We start from the raw sequence: 15,785 nt of genomic DNA on the forward strand, positions 1-15,785 counted from the left end.
GCTGTTTTGTCTTTTATTTATTTGCTTCTTCATAAAATGAATTATCTACCCATTTATCTGTATCATAATCCTTTGAAATTAAATTATTATCTAACATAAACTTTTTACTATCATTAATCTTCTTTTTAGCTGCATCATCTACCTTTAATGAAACATAATCAAATTTTCCATTGTCTTTGCCATAAAGTGATTTTGTTGCTTCTTTATCTAGGCCTGATTTAGTCAAAACGTCATATGCTTCACCTGTATTTTCTTTCATTAAAGTTTTAGCTTCTTTTAATGCTTTAAATAATGCGACTGCTGCCTCCTTATTTTCCGCTAAAAATTTGCTATTTCCTATTACTACTGACTGTGCAGTAATATCAGGATGATTTTTCGAAGTATCAATTGTTCTAGCTGTCTTTTTACTTAAAACTTGTATTGCTTCTTGAGTATCCGTTACAACCAATGCATCTATAGCACCTCCGTAAAGTGCCGAATCAAAATCAGTAGTGTTAATCAATTCAACATCACTTTGTGCAATACCATTAGCATCTAATATCTGATATAAATATTTTTGCATATAAGTTCCCTTAGCAAATCCTATTTTTTTACCTTTTAAATCTTTAACCGAGCTTATAGTTGAATCCGCTTTTACAATAATTGCAGAAGTTATATAATTATCCGCTATCCCTATTAACGAAGTTTCTACCCCCTTTGATTTACTTAAAATTCCTGGAAAATCTGCATATATTGCAATATCAACTTCTTTTGCTGTCAATGCTTCATTTACAGCTGGACCCGCCGCCGCAAAAGGTTTGTACTCAACTTTATAACCTGCCTTGCTAAGTTCATCATCTATATACTTCTTTTCTTGTGCTACACCAGCTACTCCACCGATAAAATTTTGAGTTCCTGGAAAACCAATTCTGACTACCTTTTCCACCTTTTCAGTGCTCTTTGTATTTTCTGCTTGTTTACTATTTCCGCATCCAACTAACATAAACACCGTGGTTGCTGCTAAAAACATTGACAATAATTTCTTTTTCATAAGTAAATCCCTCCAATTCAAATTTATAAATTCATTTTATTCAGTTCTATTATCGAAATACTAGGAAAACAAACAAAAATTAATACCGATAAATTATCTAAATATTGTACTCTAATGTAAGACTTTTATCTTCAAAGAAATGCACTAAAATTCTCTTTTTTATTCTAGCAAAATCAACACTACCTCTGTCTCTGCTTCTTCCTAAATTAACATTAACTATTTCTTTAATTCTACCTGGTCTTGCTGACATGACCACAATTCTATCTGCTAAATATACAGCTTCTTCTATATCATGAGTAACCATAATCATTGTTGTCTTTTCTTTTTCCCATATTTTTAATATTTCATCCTGCAATGTAATCTTAGTAAGGGCGTCAAGCGCTCCAAAAGGTTCATCCAAAAGTAATACCTTAGGTGCATTTACAAGTGCTCTTGCTATAGCTGCTCTTTGGGACATTCCTCCTGATAACTGATGAGGATATACATTTCCAAAGTCTTCTAAATCAACTAGCTTTAAATGGTCAGATATAATTTCTTCTTTCTCTTTTTTATCTAATTGGTCTAAACCTATAGCTAAATTTTCTTTAATTGTAAGCCATGGAAACAATCTGTGCTCTTGAAATACCATACCTCTATCAATATCTGGTTTAGTAATTTTTTTATTATCTAAAATAACGCTTCCTTCCTCATAATCCAGAAGTCCTGCAATAATCTTAAGCAAAGTGCTCTTTCCACATCCACTGTGCCCTACAATTGCTACGAATTCTCCTTCATTTATATTTAAATTAATATCATTTAATATATTTACACTTTTTCCATCTACTTCGAAGTTCTTATTAAGATGTTCAATTGTTAATTTTTGTTCTCCCATATTACCAGACCTCCTTATTTATTATTTTCCCATGGAGTAATTTTTTTAGAAATTCTAGATAAAATCTGATCCATTATAATTCCAATAAGTGCAATTGCAAACATTCCAACAAACACAACTTCTGGTTGCATCAAGCTTCTTGCATCATTCATTCTATATCCTATTCCAGAACTTGAAGCTATTATTTCTGCACCTACAACTGCCATCCATGATATACCAAGACCAAGCTTTAATCCAACAAATATTGAAGGCAATGCTGATGGAAAATATATTTTAGTGAATAGCTTCCATTTACTTAACTTATACATATTACCTACTTCTATTAATTTTGCATCAGTTCTTTTTATTCCATTCATAGTATTTAATAAAATTGGAAAATAAGCTGCAATAACTATTACTATTATTTTAGAACTTTCTCCTATTCCAAACCATAAAACTATTAATGGAATCCAAGCTAGCATTGGTATTTGTCTTATAGACGTAAAAGTTAAGAAAAAGAATTTATTTATTCTTTCACTAATACCCATAAGAACTCCAAGCGTAATTCCTAAAGTTGCAGCAATTAAATATCCCTCCAAAACTCTTACTAAACTAATACTTATATCTTTCCAAAGCTGACCCGAATTTAATTGACTTTTTAAAGAATCAAACACTGTAGATATAGATGGTAATATTGCTGCTGAGAATAATTCTAGATTTGTGGCTACAATCCAAAGTATTAATATTAATATTGGTAAAATTGAAATATTAATATAATTAATTATTCCTTCACCACCTATATTAATAATATTCTTTTTTTGTGATTTTTCACTTTTAATTCTTACCTCTAATCCTTCTTGCACCTTTTCCATCTTACACTCCCCCTCACTTAATTTGTTGATTGTTATAACTTTACTTGATGTGGCAATTTATAACCTTAATCACTCAAAAACTAGACATATATTATTACGAGCTTCATCATATTAGTTTCTGCATAAAATCATAACCAATTATCCCTACCTGTTTACTATGATATCATGATATGTTATTAACTGTTTGGTGTCAATTAAAATATAGTAATGCCTATATTTTGACATGGTTATATCTAAATAATTTCATATATTTAGGCACTAAAAACAGAGTGGTTGTTTCGATTCTGAGGCCACCAATTTATTTTTAATATTTAAAACAGGCTAAAATGACTTGTAATTAAACTGATGAATTTATTTCTTTATGGGGTTACAAATGATCTCATCTACCTTTGTATCTAAAATATTATTAGTTCAAAGGCTGGAATATCCACCATCTTCAACGCTATAAATAAGGTCTTAAGAAACAAGAAAAATTGTTTCCTAAAACCTCTAGTTTTCTAGTAGTTCTTATTTTGCTAATAATGACTTTATATCATCACTAATTTTTTGTTGTAGTTTTCTTTCATAATTTAAGAGCACTGTACTTAAGTCTTCAAGTATATTAATTCCCCCATTAAATCCTAAATAACTTTTATTTAAAATAACTTTATCCACTTCTGGGAATGAAATAACTTGTAGCGGAATATTTAATTCTTCTGAAACTTCCTTTTCTAATGAACTTCCTAAAATTAATTCAACTTTATTGTCTTTTAATATTTCTTGAATTTCATTTAAATCATCTGTACGATATACATTTTCTCCAAGAACCTCATCTTCTTCTTGTATTGGATCTGTATAAATATTCACTTTTGAAATTAATCCAAATGTTTTAGATAAAAAGCTACTTATGCCATTAACAGTGCTTTCATCTCCAACTATTCCAAAGTTCTTTTGAAAATTATAATCAACATATAAATTTAATAAATTATTAAGATAATAATTTTCTTTCTCTTTTTCTTCATTAATATATTCTTCTATCTCTTCTGAATCAATTACTAAAAGGTTAGTAACTTTTTTAATAAAACTAGTTGTATCTTTAGCTCCTACTGGAATAGATTCTAAGTTTAAAAACGGAGTTTCATATTTATTTTTTAAATTTTCCGCAATACTAACTCCCCATTTTGAAAATACTATATTTAGTGCTGCTGAAGGAATATCCTTCCACGCTTCTATTCCTTGTCCAAATCCAAATAGAGTATTAACTTTTAATCCGATTCCTTCAAGTATTCTTCTTAATTCTTCTAAGTTACCTCTCCAATGTACATCTTGATTAGGAATTATTCCAAATATGTTTACTAAATCATTTTGTTTTGATGTATTTACAGCTGTTATTGTTGAAAGTTGATTTATTATTGCATTTACAACACCTTCATACCCTAAGTGAAATCTTCCTTTAAATCCTGGTGCCTTATAATATATAACAGGTTCACCTTGTTCCTGAGCCTCATTAGTCATTGTGATTACATCATCTCCAACAAGTTCTGGAGCACATCCACTTAATGCTACATATAAGTCTCCATCTACAACCTTAACTGTATTCTTTATTTGTTCTCTTAATCTTGATCCTCCACCAAAAATAACATGTTTTTCTGCTACATTAGTTGAAGGAATATCAAAGCCATTATAACCACTTACACTATTTACCATAGCTTGTTGAATTGTACAACCTGCTGTTGAATGAACTATTGGCACTACTCTGTTTATTTCTGATATAGTACTAATAGCTCCTTGAAGCGCGCAACTATTACGAGATTTTTCTACTCCTTGTGCCATATTATTTCACCTCCTGTTTTATGTACCAATTCGTACTCTTTTTTAACCAAGCATCTTTATACTGTAAATCACTATTTGCAGCAACACTATCAATTAGTTCTCTATTTTTTATAGATTTATTAATTAAATCGACTAATTTTTTGCCTCCATCAAAACCATAAAGAGCCACATTTCCTATAGATATTGGTATAATTCCAAGCTTTGATACCCATGCTGTCTTTTTTGCTTCTCCAATATAGATGTCTGGCTTTAATTTATTTAAAATATTTGCAATTTCAAATATCTGTCCACTTCCTACATGAACTGGAAGATCGTATTTTAATTCTTCCAATTTATTTTTATTAACTTTGTCCACTTCATCTATTGTAATCCCTATAACTTCTCCACCTAGATTTTTTATCAAAGATACCAAACTAGTTGCTTTAGAAGTTTTTAAATCAATATATATCTTTAATCCTGAAAGAGGTGATTTGTCAATTAATTTTCTTTTCTTAAAATTTTCTCTTTCTATTATTTTCTCAGCTTTATCTTGTACATTAAATACTTCTGCTACTAGTTGAAGCCACTCAGCTGTGTTTTTACTTCCTATTGGAACATTAGTTTTTATATATGGAACATTATAACTTTCTTCTAATCCTCTTCCTAAGAAAAACCCTTCATCATGATTTAATGCAATAGATACTTTTGCCTTTGAAGAATTCTTTATATCTTCATAAGTACCAAACTTCGGAATAATATTAGTTTTTATTTCTAATTCGTTAAGTAACAAAAGAATCTCTTTTATATCTTCATTATTTTCTGATAAAGAAATCAAATTTAAAACATTACTCTTTTCTTCCTCTGCATCGCCTTTAACTAAATATCTTCCTATAGCATGAAGTACTAAATCATATCCATTTATTGCAGCTTTGGATTTGAAACCATCTGTAAAAATAGGAACTATTTTAGTATTTAGCTCTTCTTCTAATTCTGATACTACCGCGCTTATATCATCATTATTAATTGCTACAACTGGCGTTGCTACTACAAATATTATTTTGGGTTCATGTTTTTTATAAGCCTCTAGAATTGTTTCTCTTAATTTATCATCTCCACCTAAAATAGTGTCTCTTTCATTTAAATTAGTAGTGTACCAACTTGATTTACTTCCATCTGCCCAAAAACGAAGTTTCGCATTTCCACAGCCCAAAGGACTGTGAACTACTGTGATAGAATCCTCTATATCTCCAACTGCTTTTAAAGCATATATTACTTCATCAAATGTAGCTTCAGAATATGTTCTTATATTTTGTCTGTCTTGATCTTCTGTAGCTAAATTATGTGCCGTTCCTAAATATGCACTTAAAGTGCTTAATCTCTTTTCTCTCCCCTGAAGTTTAATACCATCAAATGCTCCCATTAAAACTCTCCTTCCTATATTCCAAGACTTTCTTGAACAACTCCTGTTTCAGTATCGTATATTCTATCTCCCCATTCTCTTGCCCAATCTCTAAGTTCACTTACTCCTAATGGATTTGGTACAACTAAATCTTCACTTTCAGCAATATATTTTGCTAACTCTCTATATATATCTGCATGCCCAGATGTTGGATTTGCTTCTATAACTGTTTTACCAAATAATTCACTTTGAGATACTACTAATGAACGTGGCACATATCCAACTGCCTTAGTTCCTGTTCTTGATGTAAAATCATCAACTATTGCTTGTGAATATCCTGCTGTTAATCCATTAGCAATTATTCCCCCAAGCTTCGCTCCTCCTGATGGTGCATATTTATTAATTGCTTTAAATAAATTATTTGCTGCATAGATTGCCATAAAGTCAGAAGAACTTACAACATAAGCTCTGTCTGTAATTCCATCTCTTATAGGAACTGCAAATCCTCCACAAACTACGTCTCCTAAAACATCATATAAAACATAATCTGGTTTATATTCTTCAAAAAGATTTAAATCTTGAAGTAAATTTACTGCTGCATTTATACCTCTTCCTGCACATCCTACTCCTGGCACTGGTCCACCTGATTCAATACAAAGCACTCCTCCAAATCCAGTTGCAGATACATCTGATAAATGAACTTTTTTACCTTCTCTCATACTATCTAAAACTGTTGGCAAATAACTATTTCCTCTAAGTGTGTTAGTTGAATCACTCTTTGGATCACATCCTATTTGAATAACTCTATATCCTGCTTCTGCAAGTGCTGCACTTATATTTGATGTAGTAGTTGATTTACCAATACCACCTTTTCCATAAATCGCTATATGTTTTCCTATCTTTCCCATAATAATCTTCCTCTCGAATATAATTTTGTGTATTATATATATTTCATTAGCACCCCATTTTGGGGTATTATCATTTTGACTATTTCCTATAGATTTATTTTGAATGTTATATAAAAAATTAACTTAACATTTAATTAAATAGTAGTTAAAATACATATTTTATTATTCATATATGTTTAGTGTGATTTAATCATATAATTACTAATTTATGATGTCAATTACAATACGTTAACACCTATATTTTCACATGGTTAAATATAAATAATTTCATAATATGCTCTTAATCTTATCTGTTTCATATTATATTATTTTATGGTGAGCAATGTATATTTATTAAAATCCAATTTTCTAATTGAGACTTGATTGCATTGTGTCAATAAAAAGTAGGACCATATACTCTAATAAAATATAGGTGTATATGGTCTTGTTTTTTATTTTATGACACTTTTTTACGTATCTCCTGCTCATATAGATGCTAAAGATCTAGTTAGGGTATTGAGCACAAGCTTAACTGGACGCTGCTCAATATTATCACTGGAAGTCTTGATAGTCGCCTCAGCTTGATCATCCGCAAGGTCTGAAAGCGTACGCACCGCAACAAATGCAACTCCCTTTTCAGCACATACATGTGCTACTGCTGCCGACTCCATATCAAAAGCTACAGGTGTAAATTTATCAATGATCTCCTGCTTTTTTTTACTGTCACTCAGGAAAAAATCTCCTGTAGTAATCCTTCCAACATGACATGGATATCCCAATTCCTTACTCTTTTCTACAAGTATCTTAATAAAAATTTCTGGAATAACATATGGCTTTGACTTTGGTATTATACCTGCTTCATTACCCATATTAAATCCCTGAAAATCGACTTGACGATAGTCGTTTCCTATAACGATATCTCCCCTTGATACCCCATGCTGCATACCACCTGCAAAACCAATATTAATAACTAGCTTTGGTGAAAATTCTAGCAAAATCTCAGCCGTATGATATGCAGCGTTTACTTTTCCAACTCCCAAGACACTTCCATAAACAGAAATACCCAATGTATCATTTATAAATATTTTTTCATCTTTTTGATACCATGCGCTGTCCGTAGCAAATTGTTCGAATAATGGAATAATCTCTTGTTCCATTGCGGCAACTAATGCTATTTTTATCATATAAATTCTCCTTCATCTTAAATTTTATATTATTGATAATATCTTTATGCCTTCTGAACTTTATTTACAATATTTTTTGCCCATGCATATTTGTTAATCCGCCACCGTACAAAAAAGCTTTTTATAATTATCTCCACAAGAGTTAGCCCGAAAGCAACCTCAATCCCTGTATGCAAAATGATGCCAGAAATAAAAAGCAGCGGCAGTGAAATTAACCATACACCAATAGTATCCAGCATAAAACAGTAGAGCGTGTCACCACCACTGTTTAATATTCCAACGATGCCGATATGATTGCACGCTTCAAACACGATTGATATTGCTAGTAATATTGTAAGATGGAATGCTTGTACCTTCACGTAATTATCAACGTTGTAGTAGTTTATTATGACAGGGGTAAGTAGCAAAAATATAAGACTGCAAAGAATACCTACCAACGGTGCAATTCTGTGCAGTCTGCGGGAATTATGATAAGTACCCTCCATATTGCCTGCACCGATTTCCCTACCCGTCAATACGCTAGCTGATGCCGCAGCTCCCGTCATAAATACATTTGAACATTTTTGTACTATAGACACGATGCTGACCACAGCAACGGCTGATGTGCCCATCCGCCCATAAATTGTGCTATACAGCATCGTTCCAATACCATAAAGTCCTTGATTGAAAGTCACCGGAAGAACAGTTTTCAGATAATGCTTCATAAATCCAATTTCCCAGCTGAAATACCCCTCAAAACTATGACGCAAAAACGATATTCTTCCAAACATGAGAATAACCAGTAGTAAAAGCTCGATGCCTCGCGCAATTGTTGTTGCAATACCTGAGCCATATACACCTAACACAGGCATACCGAATTTACCATAAATCAAACCCAAATTAAGGAATATGTTGATGCCAATAGATACAACGGATGCAACAAGCGAGAATTTTGACCGTTCCACACTTTTGAGCAAGCTGCTAAATGTAAATATTGCACTTGAGAATATGTAATTGATAGCCGTGGCATTTAAATACTGCACCCCCAAATCGATAACAGCACTATCATCAGTGAACATAAGCATAACACTTTTGGGTAACAGTAAACAAAAAACAGCAAAAATTACTCCAATGCAGCCTCCAATAAGAATATTGAGACAAAGCATTCGCCTGATACCGTTAAAATCCTTTTTTCCCCAATACTGTGCAGTAAAAATCGCCGTTCCATTGCAAATCCCAAATGTAAGCAAACAGAACATAAAGTAAAAGTTGTTGCATAAAGTTACCGCAGCAATTGCTTTTTCGCCAAGCTGTCCCACCAAGATACCAGCGATGAGATTGACAGAAGTATCCACTACTCGTGTAAGCACAAGTGGAATTGCCAACATGGTAAACTCTTTATAAAGTGCCCTTGCCGATTGTGAAACTCTTGTCATCTCCAATAGATACCTCCTCCTTCAAAATAATATTATCTGTGATATAATTACATGGCTGGTTCTAACAAATATTTTATAAATAAACCAACTTACTTATTGTCAGACACTCTATTATCCATATTAATATATATATATATCCCAACTATAAGAAGTATTGGTATATACCCTAAAAATATTGCACTATAACTAAAAATCTCTCCTATAAATCCACCAAACATTGGACCAAAGGTTGACCCCATTCCAGTGCAAGCTGATAACGCACTTGACACTTTCCCCTTTTTACCTTTAACACTCCCTAGGCTAGAATAGGTTATTATATTTAATAATCCGGTTCCTGCTCCAAGTATGCTTGTTCCAAATATTATTATCCAAACACTTTTGTAAACAGCTATTATTAATAATCCCAACATCATTATAGTAATACTGGTTAAATATAGATTCTTCCTACTATATCTATATAATAATCCTCCACCAAGAAATACTACTATTACATAAGCAATTCCTTCTGTTATCAAAAACCATGAAGCATATTGAATTTTTACATTTAATATATTAACCAAATATACAACTATAAAAGTTGCAAATGATGAGAAACATGCAGTACTTACACCCTCAATTATTACAGTTTGCCTCAAAATACTATCTTTTAACAGTTCCTTAAATTCCTTTAACTGCTCTACAATATTAAATTTAATTTTTACACTCTTTTCATTATTATTTTCCATAAATATAAAAAACAATAATGGGATCATAGGTAATAAAGTTAATATTGCAGTTATATTAAATACGTTGATGTAACTAAATATGCTTATTAAATATCCTCCTGCTAAAGGACCAATAAACGTCAAACCTATTGACATTGCACCCCTATACCATCCTGATTTTTCAATACCTATTTCATTTAATTTATTAAAAAATGCTGCATTTAGTGATGTAAATCTTAAAGAGTTTGAGAATCCTTGAAGTGCCATAGCAATAATTATTACCTCTGGCGATGTTGATAATGCTAACATAAATGTTGTCAGAGTACTAAATATACTTCCAAAAACATATAACCTCTTAGCGCCATAATTATCTACTAAAAGTCCTGAAGGTAATACCATTATCAAAGCACCTATACCTGACATTCCTTTAATAATTCCAACCTGACTAGTACTTGCGCCCATACTTATTGCAAAAAGAGGTAATACCATAGAAATTATCCCACAGCACATTCCTGTTAAAATATTTATTGTTACAAATCCAAATAATATATATTTCTTATCTATTGATAACTTTCTTGCTTTCACATCATCACAAAATATTTCTCTAATCATTCTTTTTCTTGAATATAGGCAGACGCTCTTCTTCTATTCTATATATGTCATGAACAAAAAAATCAGGCGAAGGTGAAGCATCAAAGTACTGCTCATAAGTAAATCCAGCTTTCTTTAATATTGCATAAGTTTTATTAGCCATATCTAGATGCCATTCTGGAGTTGGTGTTCTATGCCCTTCTAATTTAGATCCTGGATTTGGATTCCAAGGATTTGTTAAACTTATAATTCCTTTTGATGCCAAATATTCTACTCCTTCAAGAGTTTTTTCTTTTGGCTCTATTCCCGTTACAAAACCTGTTCTAACCCTACCAAAACCAAAAACTTTTACTGCATATTCTAGTAAGTCTACCCAATGTTGCCATCCACCGCATTCTTTTTCCTTACCAGGACAAATTGTTTTAAAAATATTTTTATCCCATATTTCTAATTGGATAGCTATAGTTCTATACCCAGCTTCTTTATATTTATCTATAACACTAAAATCATCTGGAGCTCCTATTACAGCTGTACCATTAAAATCTACTAATCCTGTATGTTCTTGAATTGCTTCTGCGACATCAATATAATATTCAACTTCTCTTCTCTCAGGTATAAATCCACCTGTAATATTAACATGCTTCCCACCATCATACTTATATGCAGCTGCTACTGTTTCTCCTATTTGCTTCGGATTTTTCCATTTTATATTTTCTTTTTCTGCATAGGTATCTTTTGTTGCATTTGCATTACAAAATAGGCAATCTAATCCCTTTTCCTTGAGTGAACATTCATTACTATAAGCCACACCTACAGTTCCCCCTGGAGTAAAGCTTGCAACATGCGACATCTCTGTTCCATCAGAAGTATTTAATTTATAGTAATTAGGCCTTTTATCAAATTCTATTGGGAATAATTCCTTATCATTTTCTGCTAGATAATATTTGTCATCATGATATTTAATTGAAAGTCTAGAATTAACATCCCAATTAAAGTTATATCTCAACCCATTTGGTGATGTAAATCCGCATGGAAAACTAATTCCAACATGATCATGATGATCCATTTCAAAAAGTGAATGAATCTGCTCTTGATATTCCCCTCCTAAATCAAGATGTTTAAAAATAGCTGGATTTGCATTAACACCTTCTACATTTACTTTTGCCTTAAGCTCTAATTCTTTATAAAGAATTTCTTTAATATTACTCATTTATTTTTTCCTCCTTCATTATCTAAAAAATTATTTAAATTTATAATTAATTATTTTTTACTGCATCATAATAACTAGTATTAATCCATTTATTTATATCTATATCATTCTTAATCAAATCATTTTTCTTTAAAAATTCTACAGTAGACTTTCCACTATTAATAACTTCATCACTTATAGCGATGTCATCTACATAATCATTTTTAGGATACAAATACTTATAAGTTTCTTCTGAATTTCCAGCTTTAACCCATTGTTGCAAATTTGCTTGCTCATCTTCTTCAGAAAGTTTCTTCGCTCTTACTAACCCTTTTAATATGGCTTTAATTATTTCTGGATTCTGCTTTGCAAATTCTGTTCTTGCAACATAATAAGAAGAAGTATTCCATTGAGGATTTTGTCTGTAATCTACTATTTCTTTAGCATAACCACTTAACACTAATTTTCCTAAAGATACTCCACCAATAACAATTCCATCAACATTTCCTGACGTTAATGCATCTGCTGAATTTTGAGAATTCATGTTCACAAACTGAATATCATTTATTGTAAGTCCATCATTTTGCAATATATTTAGCAATACCTCGTGCATATATGCTCCCTTTTGAGTTGCGATTTTCTTACCTTTCACATCTTTAACTGAATTAATATTAGAATTTTTAGGGACTATAAGTGATGCAGCATTACGAAGTCCTGATGTAGCTATTAGTTCTGTATCTATGCCTGCGGCTTTACCAATAACAGCTGGCACATCCCCTAAATTTGCGACATCTAAGTTTCCACCCGCTAGTGATTCATTTATTGCTGGTCCTGCACCTGTCATAGGAACAAATTCTGCTTTTACATTTATTTTACTTAACTCCTCATCAATATAACCTTTATCTTTTGCAATACCTAAAGTACCGGTTATTTGCCCTGTGCCAGTAGCATCAACGAACCCAAATTTTACCGTATCAACACTACTTTTTTCCTTTATCTCTGCTTTTTTATTACTTCCACATGCTATAATATTCAATGTAAATATTCCTAATATAGCAATAACACCAAGTAGTCTTTTTTTCATTATTAACACCTCCTTGTATAATCTAAAATTCAATCTTTTGTATTCTTTCTTCTGGTTTTTCTTTAGAAAAATCTAAAACTTTTATCTCTTTAGGTACTACTCTGTAAATATTATGAGTATCTCCTGCTAACTTTAATTCAGGTCTTCTCTTTGCAATATATTTAAGTCCTTCATCAAATTGATCTTCACCTTTAACTTCTTCTGCTATTCCTTTTACTTCAATATTCACAAATTTAGATCTTTCTTGGTTTTCATGTTCAAATAAAAGTGACACATTGTTATTGCCTTCAATTTCTTCTACTTTTTTACTTTTCTTAGCTGTTGAAAAATAAATTGTAATATCATTTACACCAAAGCCTCCAATTGTTCTTATATTTGGATTATTATTAGAATCTACTGTTGCTAATACAGCTGTTTTACTGCTTTCTAAATATTCACTTATTTCCTTATTTTTATTTGGCATTATAATTCCTCCTCTTTTTTATTAATACTTTTTCTTAATATAAAAGGCTTTAAGAAATAATTTTTTATTTCTTAAAACCTCTAGCTATCTAGTCAGTTTTTAATTATAAATACTTTTTTATATCATCAACCTTATTCAATTTTTCCCAAGGTAAATCAAGATCTGTTCTTCCAAAATGTCCATAAGCAGCTGTTTGCTTATATATTGGTCTCTTTAAATCTAATGTCTTAATTATTGCAGCTGGTCTTAAATCAAATTCTTTATCTATAATTTCTGCTATCTTTTCTTCGTCAATCTTACCGGTTCCAAATGTGTCTACAGTTATTGATACTGGCTTTGCAACTCCAATTGCATAAGAAATTTGTATTTCTAACTTATTCGCAACTCCTGCTGCAACTAAATTTTTAGCAATCCACCTTGAAACATAAGCTCCTGATCTATCTACCTTTGTTGGATCTTTTCCTGAGAAAGCTCCTCCACCGTGTCTTGAATACCCACCGTAGGTATCAACAATTATCTTCCTACCAGTTAATCCAGCATCCCCTTGTGGCCCACCTATAACAAATCTTCCCGTCGGATTAATAAAATACTTTGTATTTTCATCTAATAGTTCTGATGGAACAACTGCTTTAACTACTTTTTCTATTAGGTCATTGTGTATTTGATCATTAGTAGCTTCTGGTGCATGTTGTGTCGAAATAACAATCGTATCAACTCTTACTGGCTTATCATCTTCATATTCTATAGTTACTTGTGTTTTACCATCTGGTCTTAAATATTCTAATTCACCATTTTTTCTAACTTCTGCAAGTCTTCTTGCAAGCTTTTGTGCGAGTGTTATTGGAAGTGGTAAGTATTCATCTGTTTCATTAGTTGCAAAACCAAACATCATTCCTTGGTCTCCGGCTCCTGTTAATGAAAGAGTATCATCTTCTCCATCTCTAACTTCCTTTGCAGTATCAACTCCAACTGCTATATCACTTGATTGTTCATCTATTGATGTTTGAACTGCACAAGTTTTATAATCAAATCCATATTCTCCACTTGTATATCCTATTTCCTTAATTGTCTCTCTTACTATCTTTGGAATATCTACATAACTTTTTGTTGAAATTTCCCCCAACACATGTATGAAGCCTGTCCCAGTTGATGTTTCGCAAGCTACTCTTCCTTCTGAATCTTCTGATAAAATAGCATCTAAAATAGCATCTGATACTTGATCGCATATTTTATCTGGATGCCCTTCTGTTACCGATTCTGATGTAAATAGTTTTTTCATTTTAAATCTTCCTTTCATTTTGAGATAATAAAAAGACTAATTACAAAATATTCTTATTATGCAAATCTTCGGAATTACATTTATTATTTATCTTATAATTAGTCTCCAGTCTTTCTGGTCAACCTACTGATATTTCTAAACGTTATTTTTTAACTTTAAAATAAATTATTTATAGGCAATATTATAATCCATTATTCATATCTGTTTGCTATGATATAATTCTATGATGGTCAGTGTATAATGTCAATTCATATACACTAACATATATATTTTCACATAGTTAAATATAAATAATGTCATATATTGACCTAATTAATTTAATAAAACCTATATTATAATTGAAGCATAGTTGCATTGTGTTTACAAAAAGTAAGACCATATACACTAGTAAATCTAGTCTTACATGGTCTTACTTTTTATTATGCTTTATATACTATAATTATAATAACATCTTCGCTAATTTATGAAAAAGTTTATTTCTTACAAGTTATTTGCCTTGTTCTTCATATACTTTGTTAATAAACCATTGATGGCATTGTCAACATCACCTTTCCAATAAGTTACTCTCCTTTGAATCCACACCAAAAGTAATTAAGAACTACTCCTAGTACTGATAGCAAAAGTATTCCTGCAAACATTTCAGGTACCATAAATTTTACATTACTCATATCATTACCTCCTAACTTATTATGTTAGTGCAAAGTATTTACACTACTTATTTTAAAATTCTCTTTATATATTAAGGATTAAACATTTTTTGTACAAAGAGAACAACGCCCCGAATCTCTTTAAATTTATGATCTTGCGCTTAGCAGGTGGTTTTCTAAACGCTGATGCATAAATAAAAAAAGCTATGGTACTAACCCCACAGCTTTTAAACTATAATTTTATGTATTTTGTAGTAAAATCTAATAAAAAAAGAGAATGTAGAATAACTTGTGTAAATTGAATATTTGATGTGTTATATAACTGGAAATTTCATTTCCAGTTATATTTTTATATTTCTTTTGAAATACTAAAACTGGATAGTATTATGTTTCTAGTTTG

13 protein-coding genes are annotated in these 15,785 nt (G+C 31.1%); all 13 read right to left on the reverse strand.

Translation table 11 applies throughout. From position 1 onward, the window contains the following. Positions 1-13 precede the first annotated feature (13 nt). The 13 genes from CLCHR_RS13635 to metK all read right to left on the reverse strand — a co-directional run bounded on the left by CLCHR_RS13635 (position 14) and on the right by metK (position 14,738). Positions 14-1,030 carry an ABC transporter substrate-binding protein gene (locus CLCHR_RS13635; RefSeq protein ID WP_079440380.1) on the reverse strand — a complete coding sequence of 339 codons (1,017 nt, stop codon included), beginning with the start codon at positions 1,028-1,030 and terminating at the stop codon, positions 14-16. Positions 1,031-1,127: 97 nt separating this feature from the next. Further along, positions 1,128-1,901, reverse strand: a complete 774-nt coding sequence (locus CLCHR_RS13640; RefSeq protein ID WP_079440381.1) for an ABC transporter ATP-binding protein — start codon at positions 1,899-1,901, stop codon at positions 1,128-1,130. A gap of 14 nt (positions 1,902-1,915) precedes the next feature. Then, on the reverse strand, positions 1,916-2,752 hold the full coding sequence (locus tag CLCHR_RS13645) for an ABC transporter permease (RefSeq protein WP_079440382.1): 837 nt from the start codon (positions 2,750-2,752) through the stop codon (positions 1,916-1,918). Between the two features lie 507 nt (positions 2,753-3,259). After that, positions 3,260-4,564, reverse strand: a complete 1,305-nt coding sequence (locus CLCHR_RS13650) for a nitrogenase component 1 (protein WP_079440383.1) — start codon at positions 4,562-4,564, stop codon at positions 3,260-3,262. Between the two features lies 1 nt (position 4,565). Next, positions 4,566-5,963 carry a nitrogenase component 1 gene (locus CLCHR_RS13655; protein ID WP_079440384.1) on the reverse strand — a complete coding sequence of 466 codons (1,398 nt, stop codon included), beginning with the start codon at positions 5,961-5,963 and terminating at the stop codon, positions 4,566-4,568. Positions 5,964-5,977: 14 nt separating this feature from the next. After that, positions 5,978-6,850: a nucleotide-binding protein gene (locus CLCHR_RS13660; protein ID WP_079440385.1), complete on the reverse strand. Its 873-nt coding sequence runs from the start codon at positions 6,848-6,850 to the stop codon at positions 5,978-5,980. Positions 6,851-7,314: 464 nt separating this feature from the next. Then, a complete protein-coding gene (mtnN, locus tag CLCHR_RS13665; RefSeq protein ID WP_079440386.1) occupies positions 7,315-8,013 on the reverse strand; it encodes a 5'-methylthioadenosine/S-adenosylhomocysteine nucleosidase in 699 nt (232 codons plus the stop codon). Positions 8,014-8,057: 44 nt separating this feature from the next. After that, the gene (locus tag CLCHR_RS13670; RefSeq protein WP_242966055.1) at positions 8,058-9,428 is read right to left on the reverse strand and encodes an MATE family efflux transporter; all 1,371 of its coding nucleotides are present in this window, start codon (positions 9,426-9,428) and stop codon (positions 8,058-8,060) included. Between the two features lie 89 nt (positions 9,429-9,517). Next, on the reverse strand, positions 9,518-10,744 hold the full coding sequence (locus CLCHR_RS13675) for an MFS transporter (RefSeq protein WP_079440388.1): 1,227 nt from the start codon (positions 10,742-10,744) through the stop codon (positions 9,518-9,520). Next, positions 10,737-11,933: a radical SAM protein gene (locus CLCHR_RS13680; RefSeq protein ID WP_079440389.1), complete on the reverse strand. Its 1,197-nt coding sequence runs from the start codon at positions 11,931-11,933 to the stop codon at positions 10,737-10,739. Before CLCHR_RS13680 ends, CLCHR_RS13675 begins: the two co-directional genes overlap by 8 nt. 46 nt (positions 11,934-11,979) lie before the next feature. Further along, positions 11,980-12,996, reverse strand: coding sequence for an aliphatic sulfonate ABC transporter substrate-binding protein (locus tag CLCHR_RS13685; RefSeq protein WP_207652319.1), 1,017 nt, complete (start codon positions 12,994-12,996; stop codon positions 11,980-11,982). A 22-nt stretch (positions 12,997-13,018) separates the two neighbouring features. Continuing rightward, positions 13,019-13,459 carry a pyridoxamine 5'-phosphate oxidase family protein gene (locus CLCHR_RS13690; protein ID WP_079440390.1) on the reverse strand — a complete coding sequence of 147 codons (441 nt, stop codon included), beginning with the start codon at positions 13,457-13,459 and terminating at the stop codon, positions 13,019-13,021. Positions 13,460-13,562: 103 nt separating this feature from the next. After that, positions 13,563-14,738, reverse strand: coding sequence for a methionine adenosyltransferase (metK, locus tag CLCHR_RS13695; protein ID WP_079440391.1), 1,176 nt, complete (start codon positions 14,736-14,738; stop codon positions 13,563-13,565). Positions 14,739-15,785 lie beyond the last annotated feature (1,047 nt).

This window comes from Clostridium chromiireducens, from assembly GCF_002029255.1.
In the GTDB taxonomy this organism is placed as follows: Bacteria; Bacillota; Clostridia; order Clostridiales; family Clostridiaceae; genus Clostridium; species Clostridium chromiireducens.

Coding starts and splice junctions, on each gene's coding strand:
- CLCHR_RS13635 (WP_079440380.1), bottom strand. CDS start 1,030: ATGAAAAAGAAATTATTGTCAATGTTTTTAGCAGCAACCACGGTGTTT.
- CLCHR_RS13640 (WP_079440381.1), bottom strand. CDS start 1,901: ATGGGAGAACAAAAATTAACAATTGAACATCTTAATAAGAACTTCGAA.
- CLCHR_RS13645 (WP_079440382.1), bottom strand. CDS start 2,752: ATGGAAAAGGTGCAAGAAGGATTAGAGGTAAGAATTAAAAGTGAAAAA.
- CLCHR_RS13650 (WP_079440383.1), bottom strand. CDS start 4,564: ATGGCACAAGGAGTAGAAAAATCTCGTAATAGTTGCGCGCTTCAAGGA.
- CLCHR_RS13655 (WP_079440384.1), bottom strand. CDS start 5,963: ATGGGAGCATTTGATGGTATTAAACTTCAGGGGAGAGAAAAGAGATTA.
- CLCHR_RS13660 (WP_079440385.1), bottom strand. CDS start 6,850: ATGGGAAAGATAGGAAAACATATAGCGATTTATGGAAAAGGTGGTATT.
- mtnN (WP_079440386.1), bottom strand. CDS start 8,013: ATGATAAAAATAGCATTAGTTGCCGCAATGGAACAAGAGATTATTCCA.
- CLCHR_RS13670 (WP_242966055.1), bottom strand. CDS start 9,428: ATGACAAGAGTTTCACAATCGGCAAGGGCACTTTATAAAGAGTTTACC.
- CLCHR_RS13675 (WP_079440388.1), bottom strand. CDS start 10,744: ATGATTAGAGAAATATTTTGTGATGATGTGAAAGCAAGAAAGTTATCA.
- CLCHR_RS13680 (WP_079440389.1), bottom strand. CDS start 11,933: ATGAGTAATATTAAAGAAATTCTTTATAAAGAATTAGAGCTTAAGGCA.
- CLCHR_RS13685 (WP_207652319.1), bottom strand. CDS start 12,996: ATGAAAAAAAGACTACTTGGTGTTATTGCTATATTAGGAATATTTACA.
- CLCHR_RS13690 (WP_079440390.1), bottom strand. CDS start 13,459: ATGCCAAATAAAAATAAGGAAATAAGTGAATATTTAGAAAGCAGTAAA.
- metK (WP_079440391.1), bottom strand. CDS start 14,738: ATGAAAAAACTATTTACATCAGAATCGGTAACAGAAGGGCATCCAGAT.